The following is a 22,385-nucleotide window of genomic DNA, read 5'->3' on the forward strand; positions in this document are numbered from 1 at the left end:
TTAAATTTTTCTCATTTAGTTAAAAAATTTTCTGAATTTTCTATATAGATTTCAAAATTAATTTTTGTAAAATATATTCATTTGAGTAACCTATACTGAAAGTTAATTTTCTTCTCTACCTAAAAGCATATCATAAATATCACTCATTTGAATAAGCACCTTATTTGTTTCAAAATCCTGTATTTTTATATAAGCATTGGTAGCATATTCTTCAATCGGCAAGCTATTATCAAAAAATCTTTTCAATATATCGTCCAACTGTTCTTTATTTTTTAAATCAAATAATTCACCGTTCACTTTATTTTCAATCAAATCTCTATTTCCTCTGATGTTTGAAGCGACTACTGGTACACCAGCACTCATTGCCTCCATCACAGAAACAGGTAGCCCTTCTCTATAAGAAGGAAATACAAATAAGTCAGCATCTGCAAGAATTTTAGGTACCTCGTTAGAGTACCCCAATAATATAACATTATTTTTTAAATCCAGCTCTTTAACTTTTTCTTCTATATTTCTTCTTTGTGCACCTTCTCCACAAATAAAGTATACAAAATTCTTATCTACTTCAGCTTTAATTCTTGCTAATGATTCAATTACTGTGATATGGTTTTTATTTTTATTTAACTCCCCTATTGAACAAATAATTTTTGTCTCTTTCGAGATCAAATATTTTTCTCGTAAATTTCCTGAAGCATTATGAAACTTATCAATCTCTACTCCGACGCCATTAACCAGCTGTACTTGTTGACATTTAAAACTTTTTCCTCTTTTAAAATCCTCTTGGTTTATTACCAATAAACAATCGGTGTCTCTTGCCATAAGTCTTTCAACCGGATAAAATAGCATCCAATTCTTTAATGGTGCGCCTTTAAAAAAATGAAACCCATGAGCTTGATACAATATTTTTGTACCGCTATTTCTCCTAGATTGTCTAGCAGCTAAACGAGCTAGTAATCCGCCTACAGGAGTATTGCAATGAATCAATTCAAAATTTTCTACGTCAATCACTTTTTTTAATTGTGAATAAGCTTTTGTCATATCAGTGAAAAAAGGATTTCTAGGAAAATCAATATCATGATATACATCACAATTCGGTATATTAAGTGAATCTTTAGGTACAAAATCATTTTTAGCAGCTACATGAACTTCGTAACCTAATCCTTTAAAATATTCCATATTTTTTATGTGAAATGTATTAATATGGGTTTTTACTACTGTTGCAACAAACAATATTTTTTTTGTTTTCATTTTACTCCTCATCCTTACAAACGATTGTTTTTAATTTTCTCATATCCCCATTGATACATATTTGTATAAAAACAATATTCGACTAACACCTATTATTTGAGAGTTGTAATTAAATAATTCTCCTTATATATTTATAATTTTCTGCTTTTGTAAATGTACCATTAATTATATCTCTACAAGTTTGGTCCATTTTGTTTATAACTTCTATTCCATACTTTTTCCCAACAATTTTGTATGCTTTCTCCATATAAAAATCTCTGTTTTTCCGTGAATGTGCATCGGAAGCAATCATTTGTACTAAATTATGTTCAATTAACTGTTCACTTAACTTCTTGATCTGTTTGCCATAAACACCTGCAATACTCGGTGCAGTCAACTGCGCCAAACACCCCATATTCAAGTAGGGTAATAATAGATTAGGACTTTCTTGGAAACCGCGGTTCCGCTCAGGATGGACAATGATTGGTACGATCCCCATCTGACGTAATTCATAAAACAAACTTTCTGTGTATTCGGGAATGCTGTTTGTTGGTAGCTCAGCTAGCAAATAGCGATCGGCGACATCTGCAAAAAGAATCTTGCCACTTTTAATTTCATCGATCAAATTACTTTTTATTCGAACTTCTTGTCCTTCAAATAAAGTTAGGGGGATGGACTGTCGATCGAGTTCTTTTTGCAAGTCTTCGACAGCTAGTAATACATCTGCTTTTTCATTGGTGAAACGTTGATTGTGATGAGGGGTGCATAAAATGTGGGTGATTCCTTGTCGAACAGCTTCTTCTGCCATGGCGATCGATTCTTTGACCGTTTTTGGTCCGTCATCTATACCAGGTAAAATATGACAATGTAAATCAATCATTTTTGCTCACTTCCTCATCAATAGTAATAATAATTAAAATCTGCATTCTTCTTCGCACCGTTGTAAACAACACCTAAAATCGTTGCTTGTGCAATGGATAGCAGTTCTTTCGCTTTGATTAATTCTTGTTTCATTGTTTTGCGTTCTCGGACGACTAAAAGTGTCCCATCTGTTTTTGCGGCTAAGATCTGAGCATCAGTGACTGTTGCAATGGGTGGTAAATCAAAAATGATCAAATCAAATACTGCTTTTAGTTGTTCGATCACTTCTTCCATTCGTTTCGAATCAAGTAGTTCTGATGGATTCGGTGGTTTCGGTCCACTTGTCATGACCCAAAGATTTTCGACGGAACTGGTGTGATAATATGATTCCGGTCTTCCTTCACGATCGCCTAAGAAATTACTTAATCCATTGACATTTGGCAATTGAAAAGTCAATGCTACACTTGGTTTTCTCAAATCAGCATCAACCAGCAAAACTCTTTTGCCACTATTTGCGAATACGACAGCTAAGTTAGCAGCTGTTGTTGATTTTCCTTCACCTGGACCAGATGAAGTCACGACCATCGTCTTCAATTCACGATCGACAGAAGCAAATTGGATATTTGAACGGATCGTCCGATATTGTTCGGAAACCATGGCATTTTTATCGGTAATGCTGAGGAGTGAAACAGGTAAAATAGTGTTTTTCTTCATAAATACTTCTCCTTATACACGTTTTCGAGAACGACGGCTTTCTCTTTGTTCTGTTGTTTCAATCGTTTCGACTTCTGCTGGTTGAAACATACGGCCGTTTTCAAGTTCTTTCTTCGTCATTTCATTGACATCTCCAAGTATCGGCAATCCTAATTCTTCTGTGACAAAACGTTCATCTTTAACTGTTTTATCTAACAACTCTAGAAGAAAGGCTAATCCGACTCCAATCATCAAGCCAAGTAACCCACCAATAACTACGTTCAACATGTTATTTGGTGAAACAGGTGTAGGATTGCTTTGTGCTGCAGAAGTGATCGTCACTTTATTGACATTCAATACGTCCGTTGCTTTTGATTGGAAAACTTGTGCTGTGACGTTGGCGATATCCGTCGCATGATCTGGATTATCAACAGTTGCAACGATTTGGAACATTTGTGAGTTTTGTGATTGATTGACACTGATCACCGATTTCAACTCACCCTTTGTAAGACTTTGTCCATAATTTTGTTCAAGTTCTCTTTGAACATCATTGATGACAACATCACCTAAAATCATATCTTTGTAAGTATTGATCAACAATACGTTAGCGTTGACATCTTGTAGATTCGTATTCGTATTTTCTGCTTTTGACTGAACGATCATCTCAGCTGATGAACTGTATTTAGGTGTGATCAAAAAGAACGTGACTCCAGCAGCTAATGCAAATCCGGCAAGCGTGGTCGCAAGAATCAGCAACCAACGCTTTCTTAAAATCTCAAATAATTCTCCTAGACTAATCGTTTCTTCCATGTTTTCTCCACTTTCTATCGTTAATATCTTTTCTTAACTTTTCGTCTTCTTAATAGTTCGCTCAACATCCAGATGATGAAACTACAAATAATGAGCACGATTCCCCATTGGATAAATGTTACAATAAAGTTGCTTAGATACGTAGTTAAAAAATGATAGAGCGACTTTGAATTGATGCCGATACGCTCGACCATTTTTGAAAGGTACACAAAAAGAGGTAACGCTAAAAGCATTAGACCAGCGCCACCCACTGCATAACTTAAATAGCGTAACGCACGATGGAAAAAACGTGTGTCGATTGCAATGATCGCAATCACTAATAATGCAGAAACTGTCATTGTAAAGAAGAGCAATAAGGTCAGCGTTCTTTTATACCCCATCACTTGCTTCCCATAGGTCAAAAGATAAGGGATCTCAATATATTCACTATAGGTTTCGATGGCAGATTTTTTTAGATTGTCAATCGATTGTTGCGTTTCTGCATTGATTTCATAATTGTTTTCTTTCGCATAATCTTCGACTTTTTTCTGGATGATTTTGTCTACATCCTCTGTCCGTTCAATCAAAAAAGGAATGTCTGTATAAATGGTGCGAATATAGTGTTCAACATTCGATTGTACATAAGCTTGAGGAACAGTGTCTGCCAATACATCTGCAGGAATATTGCTTCCTCGACCTAGATCGCTGATTCTTTGATTGATCTCAGAGGTGATCGTTTCTGAATAATTGGCTTCTTCCATGGCTTTTTCCATAAACTGTTGGTTGAACAACGTTAGTCTCAATACAACTAACGTCATGCCGGCAAACAAACTCAAAGAACAAATAAAAGTAAGTAGCCAACGAGACCCTTTTTGCATGAATTTTTGCGTACTCATGATTTCCTCCTATTTATTAGGATTGATCAACGGACCTTCAACTAACTCACAGATAACAAAAAGTCGTTCATCCGTCATGCCTAAACTATCAACAGGATAGCATGTATAAAGAAGCAGTATTGGTTTATCTTTTTGACTGATCAATTCATTGATTTCCGGATCATCTTTATGACGAATCACCATTTCTTTTACTTGATAGCGGTAATTCGCATAGGTCGTCTTAGCTGTCACGATATCATTTGTTTGAATACCGCTTAGCTTACCAAACCCATCAACATTGTGCCCACCGACTAGTGACGTTCCAGTCTCACCTATGTAGACAGAACCCATATATTGTCCCGCACCTTTTCTTAATATCTCATCGGTATCTCCAAAATACAAAGGCACATTCAGATCTAAAGAATCTACCATGATGTCACCATAGCGTTCGCCACCTCTAGGGTAAGCGATACTGCTAGATGCCAGTTCATTGTTCTCATCTTTAGCGACATCTTCTTCTTTTACAGCTTCAAAGCTTTGTTCTTGCGTTTCGAATGTTGGAACATCTGAAAGTAAAAACAAATTTAAAGAAGAAGTGGCAAAATGAATGACAGGTCTTCCTATGACGTACATTAGAGAATAACCAGCTGCCAAAAAAAAGACAGGGACAAAAAGCATTGCCCCTAGTCTCTTAAGAAGCTTGCGCTTTTTACGCAATCTTTGTCTTTCTTCCTACTACAACCGCACCTGCTGCGACTAATAGTAATGAAGCAATTGCCATTGCACTAGCGGTATAATTACCACCTGTTTGTTTAATTGGAGAACTAGTGCTAAAAGCTGGTGAAGTTGTTCCATCAGCATTTTTTGCACCGATTTGGATATCGCTGCCATTCCAACTTAGTACAACTAATCCCAACGCGTCAGCAACTCTCGTTACCTCTTGTTGGATTTGCATGATGATATCCCGCGGTAAAGCACGAATCAAATCATCAAGCGTGTTGATTCCTGTCATATCGATTGTTACTGAACCTAACAGATTACGCACATTTTGAATACCTGTAACGGCAGTTTCTACTTGTGCATCCGTTAAATCATTTTGTTTCAAATGGTTTTCGGCTTGTGTAATGTAAGTATCAGGGACAGTGAATTCTTTTCCTTGAATACTTACTGGTGCTTTTAACAAGTCTAGGATCTGTTGCTCATTCGCAGAAATCGCGCCAGCGGCATCTACAGGAACAGTGAACAATAATGCAGTGAAAAATACAACTAAATATCCGACAAACTTTTTCATCCATTCGACCTCCTTTGCATTTTATTGTGAAGGCTTTCAGCCTTCAGATAAAACATTATAGAAAATAACATTATTCATTTTATTTTCTACATTTCTTATACTATCACATAGAGTTAGCTGACACAATTTATATAACCTAAGTAAATTTATGTTTTTTTGGGCCTATCAGCCATGTTGATATTAAGTGTATAAAAAAGGATAAGATTCCCATCCCCTAGCAATTTTTACCACAGCATAGATTATATTCATATAATCTTTTTGTTTGCGAATATCTAGGTTAAATGTCAGGTGATTTACCTGACATTTTCCAAGGACTCACCTAACACTAAACCTGGTTCTGCATTCAGTCGATAATCAGCAAGATGCCCTTTTCGCCATTCGACAGATGCAGCGGCTCCGATCATTGCCGCATTGTCCCCACAAAGACGTAATGGTGGTACGATCAGTTCCAATTCAGGTAATTCTGTGGCTAAATTTTTTCTCAAACTTTCTCTTAGTCCTTGATTAGCAGCAACACCGCCTGCAAGGATTAATTGCTTCACCGGATAAATTTTGCAAGCACGTATCGTTTTTGTTACCAAGACTTCGACAACACTGGCTTGAAAACTCGCAGCAAGGTCTGCTCGATCTAATTCTTCCCCTCGTTGCTCCGCGTTGTGGACTAAATTGATAAATGCACTTTTTAAGCCACTGAAACTAAAATCATAGTTATCTTCGCGAAGCATTGCCCGAGGAAAGTGGTAGGCATCTTTCCCTTGATGGGCTAATTCATCGATTTCTTTTCCACTTGGATAGCTCAATCCTAAAACACGTCCTACTTTGTCGTAGGCTTCTCCAGCGGCATCGTCTCTTGTTTCACCGATGATCTCATAAGCGCCATCTTCTTCCATATAAACTAACTCCGTGTGCCCTCCACTGACCAACAACGCCATCAATGGAAATTCATACGCTTTTTCGAAGCGGGCGGAGTAAATATGTCCTGCCATATGATTGACAGGGATCAATGGCAGATGATTTGCCCAAGCAAAAGCCTTTGCTGCTGAAATACCGATGAGTAATGCCCCCACAAGGCCTGGTCCTTCTGTGACAGCAACCGCGGTAAGTTGTTCGGCGGTCACGCCTGCTTCCACCAACGCTTCTTCAAGACATAAAGTAATTTGCTCTACATGATGGCGACTGGCCACTTCAGGTACGATCCCGCCAAAGCGTTTATGGCTGTTGATTTGAGAGGCAACGATATTTGATAAGATTTCTTGCCCATCTTTCACGACCGCTACGCTTGTTTCATCACAGCTTGACTCAATTGCTAAAATCAATTCTGTTTGTTTTTCATTCATGGTTTCATCACCTCTGTTTTTAGCTTTGTACACATGATGACCGCATCCTCGACCGGATCATGATAGTAGGCTTTTCGTTTACCTACTTGGCGGAATTTTTCTGATTCGTAAAGGTGTTGGGCAGCAATATTTGACTGTCGTACTTCTAAAAAAACACTATGCGCTTGGTTAGCTTTTTCTCGTTGCAGCATCTCTTGTAATAATTGTCTTGCTACACCTTTGTGTTGTTCAGCAGTCAGAACTGCAAGATTCGTCACTTCTACTTCATCAAGTACTTTGGCATATCCAATAAAGCCAATGATTTCCTCTGCTTGATGAACGACTAAATAATTGGTTTGTGGTTGTTGGATATCAGACAAAAATTGATCTTTTGTCCAAGGTGACCCATTTAAAAAAGCATCGTCACTGACTTGCCAAAGCGCTTGGGCTAATTTTGTATCATTGAAAGCTGTTTTTTCTTCAATCACTTTATTTCACTCTTCTTTTAATAGTTTTACCATATCTAAGGCATCTTCATTCGTTTCTGTATAATACCCTTTTTTTACTTTTCTCGATTGGAAGCCTAGTTTTCTGTATAAGCGTTGGGCATTCTGATTACTGATCCGTACTTCTAATGACATGGTCTCGCATTGATTCATCCGTGCGAATGTCTCGATCTCGTTGATTAAATAGGTACCGACACGCTGCCGTTGGTAACTCGGACTGACCGCAATGTTTGTGAGATGGCAATCGAGTCCTAATACTCTGGATCCAACAAAGCCGAATAATTCTTCTCGATCGAATATCCCTAAATATAAAGTCATGAATGGGGAAGTCAGCTCTGAGATGAACGCACTTTTTGTCCAAGGTAATTCCCCCAAATAAACTTCCCGTTCGATACTTAACAACGCCTTGACATCCTCAACTGTCAGTTCCCGTATTTGAAATTGCTTTTCGCCTACAGTGACCGTTTTCTCTGGATAATCTGCTTTTTCTTGAAGCATGGTCCGTAGATAGGCTTTAAATTTTTTCAACATAGCTTTCTTCTCCTGGCGTATGTGTCTCCAACCATTTTTCTTCTGCTTCCACTCGTTTCAAGTAACGTGGTAAAAAGGCTTGGATATCGTTGACCGGATTACTTGAAGCCCCTAATTGCGCGACGACAACTCCACTAGGAATATCCCAAAGTGGCAAGGAGTTACGCTTAGCATCAGGTATTGATTCAGCGATTTCTGAGTTGAATTTGTGGCAATCGCTACCGACAAAAGTGATCGATCCATCCATTTGTTTTAATTTTTCGGTTAATTCTACGAAAGCAATATGTCTGTCCTCTAGAACGTTTTCTAATGTTCCATGATGCCAGCGATAGGCACCAGCATAAACATTTTTTCTTCTCGCATCAAATATCGGTACAATGATTCCTTCGATTCCTACGCAATTTGCTGCAAGTACAGCAAGACTGGAAACACCAACCAATTCTTTATTTAAAGTATATGCTAATGTCTTGGCAGTTGTGACACCGATTCTCAATCCTGTATAAGATCCTGGACCACTTGACACAGCAATTCGATCGATTTGTTCTGGTGTGAGTTGGCAATCTGAGATCAATTGATCCAACGCTGGCATCAACGTCAGACTATGATTTTTCTTTCTATTGATTTGGATTTGACCTAACACTGTTTCGTCTTCCAATACGCCAACAGCTAAGGTTTGATTTGCTGTATCGATCCCTAATGTAATCATTTGACCGTTCCCTTCTACTACTCTAATGTCGTTTATCATTGTAGCATACTTCGAGGTAAAAAAGGGGAGGAAAAATCAAGTTTGGCTCTCGCCGCTGTCGAAATTTCCACCCCTATACTTAGGTTGATAATCGTCTATTTGATCGTAGATTGTTTTGTTGATTCTCGTAAAATTAGTTCTGTCGCGATCGTGATTTTTCTTGCAACCGGTGCAGTACTATGGATTAACTGGGTCAATGTCTCAACTGCCAACTCCCCCATCCATTCGGTGTACACTTTGACTGTAGAGAGGGGTGGTGAGACATACTTTGCCACGCTGATATCATTGAAGCCAATCACTGAGATATCTTGCGGAATAGTCAATCCTGCTTCTTTGATTGCCTTCAATGCACCAATTGCTAATGCATCATTCGCAGCAAACAACGCATCCGGTAATTCCTTTTCTTGCAATAAAAAATCATGAACAGCTTGATATCCTGCCTCCACTGAAAAATCCGCTTCAATGATCTTTCCTGTGAGGTTCTTTTCTTCACTGATCAGTTTTTGAAAAATTGCCGTTCTAGGATCAGTCACCGGTGTTCGGTGTTGCTTCGTGTACTCTTTTCCGGCTAACATCACGAGTTGTTTGACTTCTTCTTGTAAGAAATGATCCATCACTAAGCGAAGACTCGACTCAAAATCAACGACTAATGAATCGATGCCAAATCTTGTGCCATCTGAATCGACAAGTAAAAGGTTCTCTTGCGTACGTTTCAATTCTTTCAATTGCTCTTCGTCAAACTTTCCTAAAGCAATCGTTCCATCTGCAGATTGCTCACTGATGGCATCCCATGTTTCCTTGATAAGGCGAATATTCGCTTCTTCCGCTTTTTTTTCGATTCCTAAGCGTATAGAAAGATAATAAAGATCTTCTAATTCTTCTTGTGTATCATACCATTGGATCAATTTGATCGTTTGTTTTTCAGAGGCTAGATTCTTATGATGTTTTTTATAATTCAAGTGTTCAGCTACTTCAAAAATTTTTTGTTTCGTTTCCATTCCTACTGACAATTTCTCATCATAATTCAGCACTCTTGAGACAGTGGCAGGAGAAACTCCCGCCAACTGAGCAATATCTTTGATTGTGGCCATTCGTTTCCCCTCCTGTAAGTGACCGATGCTTATAATGTTTCAGTAAAGCGCAAGAACGCAGCTCTTCCTTGTTCGTCCCGTTTGAAGACACCGGCATCTTCTAAAACTCTGGCGAAGACTTGCCCAACAGCATTTTGGATAACAACTGTCGCAGTCTCTTCAGTCAAATCAGGATTTGCTTGTTTTAGCTGTTCTGCCCATTCACGATGGTAGTCCGCGACTTGATTTTCTTCACCCAGTAGATATTGCTTCACTTCTTCCAATTCTGGTTTTAAGCGTGGCGGCAACACAGCCAACCCCATAACTTCGATCAAGCCAATGTTTTCTTTTTTGATATGTTGGATATCACGATGAGGATGGAAAATCCCTTCAGGATATTCTTCGGACACATTGTTGTCGCGCAATACTAAGTCGATTTCAAAGTAATCATCTCTTCGACGAGCAATCGGCGTGATCGTGTGGTGTGGCGTACCATCTGCTGAATAGGCGATGACTGATACTGATTCATCTGAATAGTTCTGCCATTTGTTTAAGACCGCATCTGCTGCTTCTACTAATAAATCTTTATCGGGCGACTGTAACCGGATCACCGACATCGGCCATTTGACGATCCCTGCAATCACCTGCGGATACTCGCTTAGCTTGATCAATTTCTCCATCGGCGCTTTTGCCATCGGAAATTCGTGACGTCCAGCTTGATAATGGTCATGTGAAAGGATCGATCCACCAACGATCGGCAAATCAGCATTTGAACCTACGAAATAGTGTGGTAAGACTTCAGTGATCTTCAACAACCGAGCAAACGTTTCTTTAGTGATGCGCATTGGTCGATGTTCTTCTGATAAAATGATCGAGTGTTCATTGTAGTAGGCATAAGGCGAATACTGAAATCCCCAACTTTCTCCGTCTAAGTTCATTCGGATGATTCGATGATTGGTTCGTGCTGGGTAATTCAACCTTCCTTTGTACCCTTCATTTTCCATACATAACATACACGATGGGTAATTGACTTGTACCGCTTTTCTTTCTGCAGCAATTTGTTTTGGCTCTTTTTCAGGTTTAGATAGATTGATCGTGATTTCCAACTCCCCATATTCAGACGGATAAGTATACACGATATTTTTTGCGATGGCTCGTGTTTTGATATAGTCATTGTTGCGGCTCAACTGATAAAAATAATCCGTTGCTTCTTCTGGACTTTTTGAATAATGTTGAGCAAAAAAAGCATTGACAACAGAAGGTGGTGGCGTCAAGAAATCCATCAATTGTGCCTCAAATATTTCTCGGTCAGCTGTTACATCCGTCACCAAGCCATTTTCTTTTGCTTGTTCAACTAAACGATCCAATAGATCGACCGATTCTTCTTGCACTGGACGTACTTCAAAAGAGTCGCCGGCTTCTTCGCCAATAAGACCTAAAATACGATTTTGTAAGTAGATACGGTCCATTTCCATCCAACCACCAGACGCGATTGCTAGTGTGACAAAATCTGCAATTGTTTGACTAATCGTCATTTTCTTCCACCTACTTTTCATACCCGTTAGGATGGCTTTCATGCCATGCCCAAGCAGTTTTGATGATTTCTTTCACATCTGTATATTCAGGTGCCCAGCCAAGGATTGCTCTCGCTTTTTCACTTGACGCTACTAAACGACTTGGATCACCTGCTCTTCGTGGTGCGATTTTCGCAGGGATATCACGGCCTGTGACTTCTCGTGCTGCTTCTAGCATCTCTGTGACTGAATAACCTTTGTTACTTCCCAAGTTGAAGAAGTTGCTTTCATTTCCAGCTTTTAAATATTCTAAAGCTAAAATATGCGCAGCAATCAGATCTTCTACTTGTACGTAATCTCTGATACATGTTCCGTCTGGCGTATCATAATTATCCCCATAGATTGCTAATGACTCTCGTTGGCCTAAAGCTACTTGTAAAATGATCGGCACTAAATGAGTTTCGGGCGTATGATCTTCGCCGATCGACGCATCATTCTTAGCTCCTGCTACATTAAAATAGCGTAAAGCCACATAACGCATGCCATATGCTTCGTCACACCATTTCATCATTTTTTCCATCATCAACTTACTTTCGCCATAAGGATTTTTCGGATTCGTTGGTGACCCCTCTGTAATTGGCGATTCTTTTGGCTCACCGTAAGTCGCAGCTGTTGAAGAAAAGACAATCCGTTTCACATCAAACTCGTGCATTACTTCTAATAATACTTGCATGCCATAAACATTATTATTGAAGTAGACTAAGGGTTTTTCAACTGATTCACCGACTAACGAGCTCGCTGCAAAGTGCAAGACGCCCTCAATCGTTTCTTTTTGGAAAACTCCACGTAAAAATTCTTTGTCACGAATATCGCCTTCATAAAAACGTGCATCAGTATGAACTGCTTGACGATGGCCTGTCAAAAGATTATCCACGACTGCTACATCATAGCCCTTTTCAATTAATTGATCGACGGCATGGGAACCAATATAGCCTGCTCCGCCTAATACTAAAATTGTCATGTTAAGACTCCTTTATCCATATAATTATATTCGTTATTTATTTTAACAAAAGTGATGACCAGAAAACAGGGACTTTTTTTGACAAAACCTTCTTTCATTTTATTTAGTAAATTTATAATAAAACATTTAGTAAATTTTTTCAACATTTTATTGTAAAGGGTTTCAAATAAAAAAACGAAAGACTAGCGTTTTTCCTTGTTTTGCTTCATAATAGAAGTGTCAAATAGATAAATGAGGTGAATCATTATGAAAAAATTTGTATCAGGTATCTTAGTAGGTAGCTTGGCTACTGTAGCAGCTGTGGCTGGTTTAGTAACTTCTGTGAAGAAAACAGTCATCGACCCAATCGACGAAAAAGAAGCAATGATTGAAGAAAATCGTAAAAAAGCAATGAGAAAACGTGTATCACGATAAGAGCTAGTGATTGAAGCATTCAGCTTCAAAAACAAAAAACCCAAAGTTGTTCTTCAATTTTTTGGGTTTTTTTGTTTCTACCGAGTTTTTTCTAAAACTCGCATTTTTAAGTTACGATAGAAATGGAAGCTGACAAATAGCACAGTTGTGTTTCCACTATCTCCCTCATGCTATCCAAAAAGAACGTTCTTACAAGTGTCAGGACAGAAGTGTTTAGCCTCGAGAAATAAGGCGCCATCCACGAAAATTGTTCTTCAAATTTTTGTGGATGGCGCCTTATTTCCCAAGAGGTTACTTCTGTTCCCGCCATTTATTCGGTTTTAGTTGGTGGGAGAGAACTAATGTCCCTCTCTCCTAAAGGAACGTTCTTTTTATGATTTTTCTGCTAAAATCAGTTGTGCGATACGATCAATTTGTCTAAGATTCCAAAAATCGACATAGGGTCTCGGAACGGAGGCTGTTAACCATTCTACCCCTTCAGTTGGGATGCCGATACAATACAAATTGTTTTGTACTTCTCCATGGGCATCGATCACACGTGAATTTTCTCGTTCGATTGCTACCGCACCAGAAACGAAATCGCCACTTGGATCATGCAACTGGAATGGCTGAAGGATCTGGGCATCACGTAGACTGATCAAGGCTGGATTTCTTGTTGTTCGTAAGTCATTTTTTGGTAATCGTGCCTCAATTAGATAGCTACTTGTAAACCCTTCTGGTTCCAGGTGAAATCTCTTGTCCTTTCCTACAACAGTAAAAGGAGGTTCCACCAAATGGAAAATTCCTGCATCGATCAATGCTGCTAATTCCTGCGTTCTTCGTAAAGGCGGACCAATAGTAAAAAACGCATCAAACGTATTGAACCATTGCCACAATATTTCTTTATATTCTTTTGCAGAAAAAACTTCCCATAGCATCACTTGATGCACGATATTTCGCCAATCTTTCAATGCATCCAACGTCGCAATCAATGGACCACTCACATTGCCTTTTAACGCTTCATTGATTTGATCTTCGATATACCTCCGACTCATTTGTTGATACGGCAACGTGTGGTCGAGCAAGTGATCCAGTAAGTCCCATGACCACAAGTGGCTTGATAATTCAGGATATTTTCGCAGCCATTCCTTTTCTGTAGCCCCAAGAAAGACTTCTTGAAATTCGCTGAGAGCAATCGACAACCCATGTTCCTCGATCACTTTTTTATAATAAAACAATTCGAGATCTTTTTTTAAGTCAGTAAAAAAATCCTCCCCAGTCAGTTTTTTAGTACGATAATACATATTTAATCGTTCTTGCGTCAGAATGACTGGTTGTGCCACCTCGCCAACTTTTTTCTGGTTGCGTCCGTGGGGATAGTAAGGTAAGCCTCGCCGAGAGCCGCAATAGACGACTGGCTCTTCTCCCGACGGACGATAAACCAATCGACCTTCCAATTCTTCAAAGCGACCGCCTCGTTGTTGTGTCAACAAACCAATATAATCAAAAAAACAGAGTCCTAACCCCCGAATAAACACCGGTTCTTGGGCAGGAATCATCGATAAATCAACATCGGCTGGATTAGCTGGTCCTTGGTAAAATAAGTGATGCTCAGCCGCATACTCACTTAATTGGCTTTCTTCTGACGTTTGTTCATGTTCCCAATGACCCGTTGCTAGGATCAGTTGATCCACCACATAGGCTTCTTCTTTAGTTCGCAGAATGAATTGTTTCTCTTTCTTGGTGGCTTCGATAACTAATTCTTGTATATAATCGAAACGATCAGAAAATCGTTCTTGTAGGCGCGCGTAAAACCATTGGAGATAGACGCCAAAGAAGCGACGACTTGTTGGTTGATTTTCTAATAAATTAGCTGCTTCACACAAAAACGCTTCTTTTTCTTTGATAGTTGTCTGACTAAGATAAGAAGGGGCAAATTCTTTCGCCCATTGATAAAGATTCACTCCGTTAGCGACCACGCCTCCACTACTTAATGTCTCATCCGTAAACATCGTCACTTGTGACGCCAATGAATTCATCAGTACTTCTTTTGGCTGATCGACTCGCCAAACCTTGCCACCGATTCCACTTGGATCAAAAAGGAGGATCTCAATATTTTCTTGTTGTTGATTATAGAGTAAACGCTCTAACATGCTAAGTCCACGAGGTCCTGCCCCGATGATCCCAATTCTCATCTATCCACCTACCTATATGTATTTGCTTGATTGTCACGCATCTTTTCTCTTGATTTCACTCAATACGCGCTACAATGATTTACTTGGCTAACTCACTGAGGAGCAACAGTTCTTCATGTTTTTTATTTTGTGACCAACTGATTTCCAAATAACATCCGTAAATTAAAAAACCGAATTTAGGAAAACATTTTGTGATGACTACCTTTATCATATCCTCTCATTCCATCATAGCATAATTTTTCTGCAATAAGAAAAAACAACAAGAAAAAGGAGCGAATAACCGCTCTTATTCTTGTTGCTACTAAGGTAACATAAGAAGTACAAGACTCCTCGTTAGATTTTTTTACTTTTGATTTTACCTGACCAACCATCATAGCCGCCTTTTAAGATATAGATATCTTGGTAACCTGCTTTACGCAGTTGGTTAGCTGTACGAATACTCAAACTTTTCTTTTGATCATAAATATAAACCGGTTGGTCTTTACGAATCGAACCAAGTGAATTTTTTAGTACTGTATATGGAATATTTCTAGCGCCTAAAATATGACCCGCATCAAAGACATCTTTTTCACGAACATCGATGACTTGTGCACGACGCATTCCTTCACGAAATTCTTCTTCTTCAAGCATTGTTGCAGAACGTTTAGCCATTACTCGTAAGTAAACTTCCCAAAATACGATAGCTAAGATGATCAGTAATAAAATGATGTTAATAATCCATAAAACCATGTCGTGCCTCCACTTTATTCAGCATATTTCAAGGCTAATGAGGCAGCACCGATAACGCCTGCTTCATTTCCTAATTCAGCTAATTTAATTTTTGTTGATTCTCTCACTTGTGGGAAGGTAAATTCTTTGAAGTATTTCTCCACACGACTGCGTAAAAATTCTCCCGCAGCTGATACGCCTCCACCGATGACAATACTTGATGGATTCAACGTGTTTCCTAAATTCCCGCAAGCTAGTCCTAGATATAGACAGACACGATCGACCACCATCAAACCAAATGGATCATCTGCTTCTGCTAATTCAAAAACATCTTTACTTGTTACTTCTTCACCATTATCAAGCATCGCTTTCAAGCGTGAATCACCGGCATATTCTTCTGCCAAATGACGGGCCACTCGAACGACACCTGTCGCACTTGAGACAGTTTCTAAACAGCCACGTTTGCCACAAGTACATTCGAATCCATTTGGATCGATCGTAATGTGTCCTACTTCTCCAGCGGCTCCAGTCACCCCATGAAGTAAATGACCATCCGCCACAATACCGCCACCAACACCTGTACCTAGAGTGATGAATACGACATCAGGATCATTTTCGCCTGCACCTTTCCAACGTTCGCCTAATGCTGCGACATTGGCGTCATTATCGATGGCAAATTTGATGCCCGTTCCTTCTTCAATCATTTTTTTGACAAATTGAAGCTCGCGCCAATTTAAATTGTACGCACCAATCACTGTACCAGCTTCGCTATCGACTGTTCCTGGTGTCCCCATACCGATACCGATGAAATCTTCCGCTTTCATACCGTATAAGTTCAGACGATGATTGATAGATTCAATGATTTCAGGAATAATGTGTTTGCCATCATCCAAAATATTGGTATCGATACTCCATTTCTGTTGAATTTCTCCGTCAGGTGTCAAGATCGCAAATTTTGCTGTTGTTCCACCTAAATCAATCCCAATAATTTTTTTGTCCATGATCAAATTCCTTTCTTTCTGCTCTCTTCGATTCGGTGTTCTCTTTTTAAGATGTGCCACGCAGTCATATATGTTTCGTGATCGATCAAATGATTATCATAAAGCTTGCGTAATTCGATCGTCATCAATTCAATATCATAAATCCGTGCTCCCACATAAATAAAGATACCAAATCTCTTGAATAGCTGTTGTACGTCGTATAAGCTTTCCATTTAAAGCACTTCCTTCACATTATACAAGTATTCCATAATTTTTTAAACCCACTAAAACACATATTATAAAAAGAAAGAGAAAAACGATCGACGATATAATACGATGATGGATTGAGTAATCATTGGATCGATTTGGTAATCCTAATAGATTCCCTATCAGGAAACCTCCGATCAAGCCACCAACATGTCCCCAGATATCTACTGAGGTATCTGATATACCGAATATAAAAGAAAAAACAATGAATATCATGTAACGGCGTACAAGCTGTTTCACCACATTATCATTTTTGTAATGAATACCTAGAACAAATAACGCGCCAAATAAACCAAAAAGCGATGTACTTGCCCCACCAGATAATACGTTCATTTCATTGAAGGCAAAACTGGTCACATTTCCCATGATACCACTAAGTAAATAAATCAAGAAAAAGCGCCAATGACCGTATACCGTTTCGATTTGTGAACCCATAAAATACAAAACGACAGAGTTCAGTACAAAATGCATCATCCCAAAATGGATAAATATTGGTGTGATCAAACGCCACCATTCATGTAGGTAGGCAATATGCTGGCCAGACATGCCTAGTCCAAAAGCCACGCTATTACCAGGTAATACCTCCATTGCGAAAAAGACGATTGTTTGGATTACTAAAAAAATCTGTGTTAAAAATGGCCCATCGAGCCAAGATTTTAATTTGAATTGTTGCTGCCGATTTACTTTCATATATACCCCCTTGTTTTTTTAGTCGTTCAATAAATGTTGGATTTTCTTATCAAAGTCTTCTGGTTCCCAATCATTATGAATCATCTCTTTGAAAGTCAAGCTGCACGTTTGATGCGGATACTCTTTCAGATAGCGATCATAATACCCTCCACCAAAGCCGATTCTGTACCCATCTGGATGAAAGATGATTCCTGGGACGATCAATAAATCGATCATCGTTGCCTCATAAAAATGCGTTGAAACAGGTTCTAACACACCAAAACTTGAACGTTCCAATACTGTGTTCTCGGAGAACTCATAAAATGCCATTTGACGTTTTGGCAATGTTTTGGGGATCACAACGATTTTCCCTGAGGCTCTCGCTTGTTCGATCAACGGTCGTGTATCTATTTCAAATTCATTTGAAAGAGTTATACCGATGACTTGCGCCTGCTTCCAATACTCGGTTGCAAACAATTGCTTATAGATTTTTTGTTCTTTTTCTTTTTTGTAGCCACTTGCAGCAATTTTTTTAAGTTCATTAATGCCAAATTGACGGAGCTGGTCTTTTTTCTGCTTTTCGTGTCCCAAATAATCACCTGCCTACCTTCTGTTAAAATGGTAGCGGAAAACGGAGAAAATAGCAATTTAACTTTTTAGATTTTTGGATTTGTTCTGTCTAATTTTAGTTAGGACATCGATTTATCATAGCTGTACTGGTTTTACATTCGTTGAACCATGTGTAACCCGCGACTACGTCATGTAGTTATTGCCATCAAATTCCACAAAAAACATTCACAAATTAGTTTTGACTAATAATGTGAATGTTTTTTATTAACTATGTTTCCTATTCAGTTTCAACTTCATTGCTTATGAATTAAGTATTTTCAAGTATTTAAATGTGTTAAATCTTAACAACTCGATTTCTATTAAACCTTAGTTTACTTTTTTCATTTTTAAAAAATATATAATATATCTTTTTGTGAAATTAAAGATTTTGGAATGACTTCTTCTAAATTCTCAATCCTAGCGGTCATGTATTCTTTCTCTTCTCCCTGAAGATTTGCTATTGCCCAGCTCTTCAATAAATCTAATTCTTCTATGACAACGCCTAATTTAATATTTAAAAATCGCTATTCAAAGTCTGTATGAACAATATTATTCACTTGGACAAGATCTTTTCTAGTGTACTTGTAACTTAACATTTTTTGTTTACTAAGAGACTCACTTGCAGAAATTTTATTCAAATAATACAAATCTCCTTTTTTGTTTATAACTTCTGATAAAACTTTTCGCCCAACTGTAACATCTCTAATATATTGAAATTTTTCACCACTATCATCTAGTTCACCAAAAAGATAAATTTTACAATTATATTCTTCATTGATTTTCATAAAATCAAAATTTTTAAAACTAGTAACAGCAGAATCATCAAAGCATACATCAATAGTAGCTGTATCTAAACTTTCCAATTCTAAGTTTCGTGTTGCTACTGATTCTTCTATGGAAAGTAGTTTATACATACACTTCCTCCTTTTTAGTTATGTGCTTGGATAAAAAGAAACTACAAAACCATTACTTTCATATGCCAAAGTATATTTTTGTCCATCTATACTTTAGACCGAAAATGGTCTTTTAGGTCCGATTCCTTATGTTATTGGTTTTATTTTCAATGTATCATGTAGAAAACTAGGAATATCTTGAACACCTTTAGCATTGAAATCCTCTATATGTCCATTGACAATATGCTTTAATACTGCTTTATCTTTTCCTTTTTCAAACCAAAATAATTTATTTGAAGAATCTTTTCCAATCATAATTACATGATCGGGGTTATACTATACATCGCTTTTCGAAAGTTCTTCTAATAAACTAGGTTCTAACAATTTATTTCCTTCCCGCCCTTTAATCTTACCATTCTCTACTTGCTTCACACCAGTGGTCGTTAATACTTTGTATAAGTTGGATGCATATTCTAGATCCATGCTTAAAATTTACTCACGTATTAGCTTTTCTATGTATAACTCAAAGCCCCAAGAACCAAAATCATTCACAAACTAGATAAATCTAGTATATGAATGATTTTATTTCAATTACCATGTTTATTAAGTTTTTCAATTTATATCTTCATTGGTTCAATAGATTTCTTAGTAAATATCAATTCTTGCAATATCAGCTTCTAAATATTCATGTTGTTTTATATCCTTTGGAATATCTCCATCTGACAAATCTATTTTAAATTCTCCTATTTGAAGAATTTCGTTTTTCAAATCTATAAGCTCTCCCTGAACATGATAGTAATCATTTTTTTTATCTATTATATATTCTTCATTTAAACTTTTAACAATGTGTTTGATGTTAAATCCATAAATTATATCTGTGAACATATCACCTTCTGATACATCACAATCACTACAAAAACATTCAATGGAATATAAGCCATCTGAAAGTAAAATATCAGCTTCTCCTGAGTCTTCATCTATCCAGTTTACTTTTCTTATATTAATCATTTTATAACATCTCCCATTATTTTAAACCTAAACTAGGTGCTTTTTTTATAAGTTCTTTTACAGATTTTAAGTGCAAGGTTGTTATGTTCCCAGTTGTTCTGTCTAATCCTACAAATGCATACTTTGCACTTCCTTCTCCACCAACCAGTTTGATATATCCGTTCATTTCAGGAACAAATTGTCCCTCTTTAATCACATGATTTGCATCTCTTAAATACTCAACTATTGAATAGTGATTTTTATTTAAAGCTTGTTGTATTTCTGAACCATGTTTTGAAAAGTGAACTTCTAATTTAGTTTTACTATTAAATTCAATTCCACTCACATCCTCAATCTTACCACTCTCCACCTGTTTCACACCAATGGTCGTCAAGACTTTGTAAGACGCATACGTAAAGCCTAAGATCATCAGGGCTTGACCGAGTTCAGATTCATTGATCCATGTGTAGCCGTCTTTGACGTATTGTGAGGTAGAGACGAGACTGCCTAAGAGTGGGTCTAGTTTTTCACCAGTTTCATAATTAACACCTTGGCGCCAAGCCACATTGACTTTTTCTTGGTAAGTATCGTACGTCATGAATTGGATCAGTTCAGGTTCTAAATATTGCCCTACTTTCGTGACATATTGATAGAGCTCGGGGTTCACGATACCGTAGCCTGATTGCTTGTCTTCGATTTTCCAAAAGACACGTGGATTCCCATCGCTATCGTGAATAATGAGAGCATAGACGTTGTACTTTTCTAGTTCTTTATTTTTAGTTGGATCGATGCCTTTTTTCTCGTTTTCTGCTTGTTGCCATTTGTCTTGGATCGTGGTTGTCCACGACAAATCTTTTGGGATAGAGAATGTCTTCGTTTGGCTATTCCAAGCAGTTTTCGTTTGAGCAAGGCCTTGATTGACTGCTTGTTCGAGACTTTTGATTTCTGTAAAAAATTGGGCGGAACTTTGATTGTAAGCTAAGAGTTTTTGGAGTTTTTCTTCCAGTTTGTGTTTCAAGTCATGATACATCATGAGTAACAACGTATTCTGATTGAGTTGAAAGCCTTGGTGTTCTTCCGGCATATGAGGTGAAAGAAGCAACTGCCGTATTCCCTCGGCTTGGGTGATATATTGATTCATTTGACGAATTTGCGCTTCTAATTCGGATTGTTTCAAGCTGATGGAATCAACTTGATTTATGTATTCCTGTGGAAATCGTTTCGCTGCTTTTTCGACCGCTTCGGAGAGTAAGATTCCTCCTTGGACGAGTGGGTAAAGTATTTGAGAAAAATAGGCTTTCGCAGCGTCGTAGGTTTTCCCTTGGAGATTGGGCGTTTGTAAAGTGAATTGAGTGATGGCTTGTTGGAGATTTTGGTAATCAGTGACTTGTTTTTGGCAGAAGTGACTGGCGCTCGTAGCTTGTGTTAAGGAGTCGTTTAGGTACATGTCGATACTCATAGGTTTTGTTCCTCCGACATGATTTTTCTTTTCTCAAAAGCAATTTCTTCGAGTTTATTCGTGATTCTTTGTTGTTGGATCATTTCGTGATGTTGGCATTCATCAAAGCCATTCATCAATCGCCTACTTTGATGTGAAAACTCCGAGGTGAATGTTTCGATGGACGTAAAGATATTCGATTTCTGGTAAGACAATTGTAATCGAAATAAGAAGTTTCCGATTTCTTTAAAGTGATTCTGGTAATCTGAACGGCAGGCATCAAGTTGTTTCATTTTCTTTTCCTGTTCTTCTCTTTTTGCTTGCAGCAACGTTTCCTCGGTATCAAGATTTGTCCATTGATTCATTAGCGTCTCTCCTTAAAAAGATCTCGACTTAACTGAGTGTCTAGTGTAGAAAATCCTTGAGCAGCAGTTTGCAATTGACTAGCTGCGCCTGAGATGGCTGAGGCAATTTGATTGGCTGAGTTTTTGGCGGATGTTATGCTACTTTGAATGTCTTGATTGCCAATTAGCGTTGTACGTGTGTCATTTTGAAGCGATGATGCTTGGTTTAAAGGGGTGTTTGCACTGGTGATTCTTGAAGTGGACTGTTGGGCTTGTTGAGAATTACTGCTGAATGTAACCATAGATCTCCTCCTCGATTTATATAGGCTGTATAGAACGCTTACATATTCATTATAACAATACATAACCTTTCGTTGGATGAGAATTGTATTAGATAGGTCTTGTTACTTTATTTCTTATCTGGCTGTTGAAGGTATTTCTCAATCTACTAAAAAACACTAAA

28 protein-coding genes are annotated in these 22,385 nt (G+C 38.0%); 1 reads left to right on the forward strand and 27 read right to left on the reverse strand.

What is annotated here, in order from left to right:
- Nucleotides 1–102: 102 nt before the first annotated feature.
- The 14 genes from IGK01_RS08210 to galE all read right to left on the reverse strand — a co-directional run bounded on the left by IGK01_RS08210 (nucleotide 103) and on the right by galE (nucleotide 12,439).
- Complete coding sequence (locus IGK01_RS08210) at nucleotides 103–1,248, reverse strand: glycosyltransferase family 4 protein (RefSeq protein WP_301358386.1); 1,146 nt, start codon at nucleotides 1,246–1,248, stop codon at nucleotides 103–105.
- A 109-nt stretch (nucleotides 1,249–1,357) separates the two neighbouring features.
- Complete coding sequence (locus IGK01_RS08215; RefSeq protein WP_438840648.1) at nucleotides 1,358–2,107, reverse strand: tyrosine-protein phosphatase; 750 nt, start codon at nucleotides 2,105–2,107, stop codon at nucleotides 1,358–1,360.
- Between the two features lie 17 nt (nucleotides 2,108–2,124).
- Entirely contained in the window at nucleotides 2,125–2,802 is a 678-nt protein-coding gene (locus IGK01_RS08220) for a CpsD/CapB family tyrosine-protein kinase (RefSeq protein ID WP_062805073.1), read from the reverse strand.
- A gap of 12 nt (nucleotides 2,803–2,814) precedes the next feature.
- Entirely contained in the window at nucleotides 2,815–3,591 is a 777-nt protein-coding gene (locus IGK01_RS08225; RefSeq protein WP_010735161.1) for a YveK family protein, read from the reverse strand.
- A 20-nt stretch (nucleotides 3,592–3,611) separates the two neighbouring features.
- A complete protein-coding gene (locus tag IGK01_RS08230; protein WP_438840649.1) occupies nucleotides 3,612–4,466 on the reverse strand; it encodes a hypothetical protein in 855 nt (284 codons plus the stop codon).
- Between the two features lie 9 nt (nucleotides 4,467–4,475).
- Entirely contained in the window at nucleotides 4,476–5,123 is a 648-nt protein-coding gene (locus IGK01_RS08235; RefSeq protein ID WP_023519871.1) for a class D sortase, read from the reverse strand.
- 31 nt (nucleotides 5,124–5,154) lie between these two features.
- Nucleotides 5,155–5,736 carry a hypothetical protein gene (locus IGK01_RS08240; RefSeq protein ID WP_010735158.1) on the reverse strand — a complete coding sequence of 194 codons (582 nt, stop codon included), beginning with the start codon at nucleotides 5,734–5,736 and terminating at the stop codon, nucleotides 5,155–5,157.
- Nucleotides 5,737–6,029: 293 nt separating this feature from the next.
- The gene (gene tsaD / locus IGK01_RS08245; RefSeq protein ID WP_010735157.1) at nucleotides 6,030–7,073 is read right to left on the reverse strand and encodes a tRNA (adenosine(37)-N6)-threonylcarbamoyltransferase complex transferase subunit TsaD; all 1,044 of its coding nucleotides are present in this window, start codon (nucleotides 7,071–7,073) and stop codon (nucleotides 6,030–6,032) included.
- Nucleotides 7,070–7,540: a ribosomal protein S18-alanine N-acetyltransferase gene (rimI, locus tag IGK01_RS08250; protein WP_010735156.1), complete on the reverse strand. Its 471-nt coding sequence runs from the start codon at nucleotides 7,538–7,540 to the stop codon at nucleotides 7,070–7,072. The genes tsaD and rimI (IGK01_RS08250) overlap by 4 nt, the downstream gene beginning before the upstream one ends.
- Before the next feature lie 6 nt (nucleotides 7,541–7,546).
- Complete coding sequence (gene rimI / locus IGK01_RS08255; protein WP_375152353.1) at nucleotides 7,547–8,089, reverse strand: ribosomal protein S18-alanine N-acetyltransferase; 543 nt, start codon at nucleotides 8,087–8,089, stop codon at nucleotides 7,547–7,549.
- Complete coding sequence (gene tsaB, locus IGK01_RS08260; protein ID WP_153829881.1) at nucleotides 8,073–8,795, reverse strand: tRNA (adenosine(37)-N6)-threonylcarbamoyltransferase complex dimerization subunit type 1 TsaB; 723 nt, start codon at nucleotides 8,793–8,795, stop codon at nucleotides 8,073–8,075. The genes rimI (IGK01_RS08255) and tsaB overlap by 17 nt, the downstream gene beginning before the upstream one ends.
- Before the next feature lie 134 nt (nucleotides 8,796–8,929).
- Nucleotides 8,930–9,925 (reverse strand): LacI family DNA-binding transcriptional regulator, encoded by a 996-nt coding sequence (locus IGK01_RS08265; protein WP_010735153.1) that lies wholly within the window; start codon nucleotides 9,923–9,925, stop codon nucleotides 8,930–8,932.
- Between the two features lie 29 nt (nucleotides 9,926–9,954).
- Complete coding sequence (gene galT / locus IGK01_RS08270) at nucleotides 9,955–11,439, reverse strand: UDP-glucose--hexose-1-phosphate uridylyltransferase (RefSeq protein WP_224434858.1); 1,485 nt, start codon at nucleotides 11,437–11,439, stop codon at nucleotides 9,955–9,957.
- Nucleotides 11,440–11,449: 10 nt separating this feature from the next.
- Nucleotides 11,450–12,439, reverse strand: coding sequence for a UDP-glucose 4-epimerase GalE (gene galE, locus IGK01_RS08275; RefSeq protein WP_010735151.1), 990 nt, complete (start codon nucleotides 12,437–12,439; stop codon nucleotides 11,450–11,452).
- Between the two features lie 246 nt (nucleotides 12,440–12,685).
- Between galE and IGK01_RS08280 the strand changes: the two genes are divergently transcribed.
- A complete protein-coding gene (locus tag IGK01_RS08280) occupies nucleotides 12,686–12,853 on the forward strand; it encodes a DUF3042 family protein (RefSeq protein ID WP_010735150.1) in 168 nt (55 codons plus the stop codon).
- A 371-nt stretch (nucleotides 12,854–13,224) separates the two neighbouring features.
- Here IGK01_RS08280 and IGK01_RS08285 read toward each other — a convergent pair whose 3' ends face one another.
- The 13 genes from IGK01_RS08285 to IGK01_RS08345 form a co-directional block, all read right to left on the reverse strand.
- Nucleotides 13,225–15,027, reverse strand: a complete 1,803-nt coding sequence (locus tag IGK01_RS08285) for an FAD/NAD(P)-binding protein (RefSeq protein WP_438840650.1) — start codon at nucleotides 15,025–15,027, stop codon at nucleotides 13,225–13,227.
- A gap of 333 nt (nucleotides 15,028–15,360) precedes the next feature.
- The gene (locus IGK01_RS08290; protein ID WP_010735146.1) at nucleotides 15,361–15,756 is read right to left on the reverse strand and encodes a rhodanese-like domain-containing protein; all 396 of its coding nucleotides are present in this window, start codon (nucleotides 15,754–15,756) and stop codon (nucleotides 15,361–15,363) included.
- Between the two features lie 14 nt (nucleotides 15,757–15,770).
- Complete coding sequence (locus tag IGK01_RS08295) at nucleotides 15,771–16,736, reverse strand: ROK family glucokinase (protein ID WP_019723942.1); 966 nt, start codon at nucleotides 16,734–16,736, stop codon at nucleotides 15,771–15,773.
- Between the two features lie 2 nt (nucleotides 16,737–16,738).
- Nucleotides 16,739–16,948: a YqgQ family protein gene (locus tag IGK01_RS08300; RefSeq protein WP_010735144.1), complete on the reverse strand. Its 210-nt coding sequence runs from the start codon at nucleotides 16,946–16,948 to the stop codon at nucleotides 16,739–16,741.
- Nucleotides 16,949–16,967: 19 nt separating this feature from the next.
- The gene (locus IGK01_RS08305) at nucleotides 16,968–17,672 is read right to left on the reverse strand and encodes a rhomboid family intramembrane serine protease (protein ID WP_349519756.1); all 705 of its coding nucleotides are present in this window, start codon (nucleotides 17,670–17,672) and stop codon (nucleotides 16,968–16,970) included.
- An 18-nt stretch (nucleotides 17,673–17,690) separates the two neighbouring features.
- Nucleotides 17,691–18,242 carry a 5-formyltetrahydrofolate cyclo-ligase gene (locus IGK01_RS08310; protein ID WP_349519758.1) on the reverse strand — a complete coding sequence of 184 codons (552 nt, stop codon included), beginning with the start codon at nucleotides 18,240–18,242 and terminating at the stop codon, nucleotides 17,691–17,693.
- A gap of 542 nt (nucleotides 18,243–18,784) precedes the next feature.
- Nucleotides 18,785–19,174: a hypothetical protein gene (locus IGK01_RS08315; RefSeq protein WP_349519760.1), complete on the reverse strand. Its 390-nt coding sequence runs from the start codon at nucleotides 19,172–19,174 to the stop codon at nucleotides 18,785–18,787.
- A 126-nt stretch (nucleotides 19,175–19,300) separates the two neighbouring features.
- Entirely contained in the window at nucleotides 19,301–19,468 is a 168-nt protein-coding gene (locus tag IGK01_RS08320) for a hypothetical protein (protein WP_438840651.1), read from the reverse strand.
- Between the two features lie 21 nt (nucleotides 19,469–19,489).
- On the reverse strand, nucleotides 19,490–19,636 hold the full coding sequence (locus tag IGK01_RS08325; RefSeq protein ID WP_157072117.1) for a hypothetical protein: 147 nt from the start codon (nucleotides 19,634–19,636) through the stop codon (nucleotides 19,490–19,492).
- Between the two features lie 162 nt (nucleotides 19,637–19,798).
- On the reverse strand, nucleotides 19,799–20,161 hold the full coding sequence (locus tag IGK01_RS08330) for a hypothetical protein (RefSeq protein WP_034687665.1): 363 nt from the start codon (nucleotides 20,159–20,161) through the stop codon (nucleotides 19,799–19,801).
- 16 nt (nucleotides 20,162–20,177) lie between these two features.
- The gene (locus IGK01_RS08335) at nucleotides 20,178–21,599 is read right to left on the reverse strand and encodes a transposase (protein WP_438748252.1); all 1,422 of its coding nucleotides are present in this window, start codon (nucleotides 21,597–21,599) and stop codon (nucleotides 20,178–20,180) included.
- Entirely contained in the window at nucleotides 21,596–21,943 is a 348-nt protein-coding gene (locus tag IGK01_RS08340; RefSeq protein WP_010735297.1) for a DUF3958 family protein, read from the reverse strand. The genes IGK01_RS08335 and IGK01_RS08340 overlap by 4 nt, the downstream gene beginning before the upstream one ends.
- The gene (locus tag IGK01_RS08345; RefSeq protein WP_438840652.1) at nucleotides 21,943–22,224 is read right to left on the reverse strand and encodes a TIGR04197 family type VII secretion effector; all 282 of its coding nucleotides are present in this window, start codon (nucleotides 22,222–22,224) and stop codon (nucleotides 21,943–21,945) included. Before IGK01_RS08345 ends, IGK01_RS08340 begins: the two co-directional genes overlap by 1 nt.
- Nucleotides 22,225–22,385 lie beyond the last annotated feature (161 nt).

Source organism: Enterococcus sp. AZ080, assembly GCF_051714945.1.
Taxonomy (GTDB): Bacteria; Bacillota; Bacilli; order Lactobacillales; family Enterococcaceae; genus Enterococcus_B; species Enterococcus_B pernyi.